The organism is Cetobacterium sp. (assembly GCF_048470075.1).
Classification (GTDB): Bacteria; Fusobacteriota; Fusobacteriia; order Fusobacteriales; family Fusobacteriaceae; genus Cetobacterium_A.
The window spans coordinates 1-3142 of sequence record NZ_DBGBQB010000347.1; the positions used below are offsets into that span (position 1 = coordinate 1).

Genomic DNA, 3142 nt, shown 5'->3' on the forward strand with positions numbered 1-3142 from the left:
TAATATGGAGATTGTTACTATAAAGACCTCTATTCCCATGGAAGTTAAAAGAACACTCATAGTTAATAGACAATCTTTCAATGATTTTTTAGAATCTCAATTGAAGAGCAAGTATGAAAACACTGTTAAGGAAAAGAAAAATAAAATTAAAAACTTCTTTAAAAATATTTTCTAATTTTTTTACTTGTATTTTTTTTTATTTGATGATATAATTACATATGTCACAAGTGTGGTGATAGGAGCCTTATGGCGTATTAGTATCGAACCGTGTCAGGTCTGGAAGGAAGCAGCACTAAGGTATTTAATACGGGTATAAGATAACTCCTACCACTCCTTGTGGCATTTTTATTTTTTGTATATTTCCGAATAGATAAAAAAGGTTGAAGAGTGTCTCTCCAACCTAATTTTTATTACTTTTTAATTCTCTCTACGTAATCATTTGTTCTTGTATCGATTTTGATCCACTCATCTTGCTCTACGAATAAAGGTACTTGAATTTCGAATCCAGTGTTTATTTTAGCTGGTTTCATAACTTTTCCAGAAGTATCTCCTCTTAATCCAGGCTCAGTATAAGTTACTTGTCTCTCAACGAATGTAGGTAATTCTACAGCAACTGGAGTTGACTCATAGTAAACAACCTCTAATTCCATTCCCTCTTCTAAGTAGTTTATAGCATCTCCTAAATCCTCTTCTTTTAACTCGATTTGATCCCAAGTCTCAGGGTTTGAGAATACATAGAAATCTCCATCATTGTATGAATAAACAGCTCTAACTTTATCAAGTCTGATATCGTCCATTTTATCGTCTGCTTTATATATAGCATCAGATATATTTCCGTTTAATAAGTTTTTCATTTTGTACTTCATTACAGCAGCGTTTCTTCCTGATTTGTTATACTCTGCTTTTAAAATCACGAAAGGTTCGTTTCCGATCTTTACTGTGCTTCCAGCTCTTAATTCTTGAGCAAATTTCATAATTTAACCTCCTAATATTTTAAAATAAATTCATTTAATTTATCTATAAGATTACACTTTAATTCAATATACTCAGAATAGTTTTGAGAAAGTTTAGAAATCTCTTCAAACTTTTTAAAAAAGTTATCAAAGCTTTCTTTTCCCAACTCTAATGAGTTACTGTCTCTTAAATTATAATCTCTTAATAGCTCTATGTGTGTATCTAGTGCTCCTTTTAACCCTACTTTTTCCAAAGTATCTCTATATTTTCCTACAAATCCCTCTATTTTATCCATATGTGCCATCTCATCTTGTAGATATATATGCCAAATAAATGGTTTTCCTGTCAGTAGAGCTCTCACAAAAGAATCCTCTCCTCTCACAAAGTTATAGTCAACTAAATTTATGAGCTCTTCATACTCCTCTTGCTCTAAAAAGGGCATAAACTTAAACATGATATTTCTATACTGATAAATATCATCTTTAGAGGTCACACCATCTAAATCTTGAATTATAGATTTTATGCTTGTTTGAGACTTTTTCCCTAATATTAACAAACAGTTTTTCCTCTTATTTTCTATTAAGACATCTAAAAGTGGTAAAAAGTTTTTTTCGTAACTAAATATTGTTCCAATAAAATAATCCTCTTTTTCTATCTCAGGTATATATTTATTAAGATACACATCTTTATTTTTTAAAACACTTTTTTTTCTATCTAAAAACAGACTATCTACAATTACTCCACCTGTTTTTTCTGTAAATCCAGGCATAAAGAAGTATTTTTTTAACTTTGGAGCTCCAAGAGGTGACTCCATCAGATGGATATCCTCTATCCAATCCTCACCAGATAAATATTCTAAATTTATCAAAAGGGATGACTCCACTTTTGCTCTCTCTAAATACTCCTCTAAAATATTACATCCAAAGGCTTCTATTATAACATTTGCAGGAGAAAATGTACATATATTTTTAGCTAAATATTCATTTGTTATATAAATAATCCCATCAATCTCTTGATATTCCACAAGTTTGGCCTTTTTATTTATACTTATAAATTCATCTACTCTATTCAAAAATACTCTTATTTCAACCCTATCACCGTAGAGATTTTTTAACTCTTTGGCAAGTCTATAAACTACACCAATATCTCCAAAATTATCGATAATCTCACAAAAAATATCTAGACTTTTTATATCCATTATTTCACCATTTTTCCTGTTCTTTTATAATACTCTTTCTTAGCATATTCCACCCAGTTTGGCCTAGCTATCATTCCTCTACCTATGGCAACTAAATCCAACATACCACTCTCTATTAAAGTGCTCGCCTGCTCCTCAGTCTTTATGTTTCTCACTCCAATTACAGGAATATTCACATGTTTTTTAATCTCTACGCCAAGGTAAACTACCCAATCAAAAGGAAAATCCTTTGGTATATCTATTTTCTCAACTTGCTTTTTTTCTGGATTTGGAACTCCAGAGGATACATGAATTAAATCTACACCTATACTTTCTAAATATTTGGCAATGGCTATTCCATCCTCTAACTCTGGTTCATTTCCTCCCATTCTATACCCCAGTATAAAGTTATCATCAAATAGATCCCTTGTTTGCTCTATCAATGTTCTTGTGAAATACATCCTTTTCTCAAAAGAACCTCCATACTTATCCTCTCTTTTATTCCATAGTCTAGAGTTTAGCTGTGAAATTAAATACGTGTGTGCTCCATGTATCTCTATCCCATCAAATCCTGCTTTTTTAGCTCTTTTAAAAGCCTCTATAAACTGGTTCAGGATTCTATCTAAACTCTCCTCAGAAACATCTGCAACTCTCTCTTTAAATCCAGCATGATGAATTTGAATCAGCATTGGTACATCATTATCTTTTCCTATCTGTGCCACTCTTGATAGTCCTTCAATAAAAGAGTCGTCCCATATTCCTATCTGATTATCCCTCAATTTTCCATCTTCAGCCACACAACTAGCTTCAACAATAATCAATCCTGTTCCACCCTCTGCAACATCTCTATACCATTCTAAAAGTTCCTCTGTCACATAACCATCTTTTCCCACCATAGAAAATCTAACCAGTGGAGGTAAAACTACTCTGTTCTTTAATTTTTTATTTTTTATATCTAAAGGAGTAAATAAATTCACTCTTTTTCCTCACTTTCTCATACAAATTTTATAG

General features: G+C 31.6%; 3 protein-coding genes and 1 other RNA gene. 1 reads left to right on the plus strand and 3 read right to left on the minus strand.

Annotation, left to right across the window (positions count from 1 at the left end; genetic code table 11):
* Positions 1 to 233: 233 nt before the first annotated feature.
* Positions 234 to 333, plus strand: an RNA gene (gene ffs, locus ACMOUI_RS12050) — signal recognition particle sRNA small type.
* Positions 334 to 410: 77 nt separating this feature from the next.
* Here ffs and efp read toward each other — a convergent pair.
* The 3 genes from efp to ACMOUI_RS12065 are packed head-to-tail and all read right to left on the minus strand — an operon-like array spanning position 411 to position 3108.
* A complete protein-coding gene (gene efp, locus ACMOUI_RS12055; protein ID WP_418965938.1) occupies positions 411 to 974 on the minus strand; it encodes an elongation factor P in 564 nt (187 codons plus the stop codon).
* Positions 975 to 985: 11 nt separating this feature from the next.
* The gene (earP, locus tag ACMOUI_RS12060; RefSeq protein WP_418965939.1) at positions 986 to 2152 is read right to left on the minus strand and encodes an elongation factor P maturation arginine rhamnosyltransferase EarP; all 1167 of its coding nucleotides are present in this window, start codon (positions 2150 to 2152) and stop codon (positions 986 to 988) included.
* A complete protein-coding gene (locus tag ACMOUI_RS12065) occupies positions 2152 to 3108 on the minus strand; it encodes an NADH:flavin oxidoreductase (RefSeq protein ID WP_418965940.1) in 957 nt (318 codons plus the stop codon). Before ACMOUI_RS12065 ends, earP begins: the two co-directional genes overlap by 1 nt.
* Positions 3109 to 3142: the final 34 nt, after the last annotated feature.

Bases quoted from the DNA above. Each gene is read 5' to 3' on its own strand.
- efp (WP_418965938.1), bottom strand. From the start codon at position 974: ATGAAATTTGCTCAAGAATTAAGAGCTGGAAGCACAGTAAAGATCGGA.
- earP (WP_418965939.1), bottom strand. From the start codon at position 2,152: ATGGATATAAAAAGTCTAGATATTTTTTGTGAGATTATCGATAATTTT.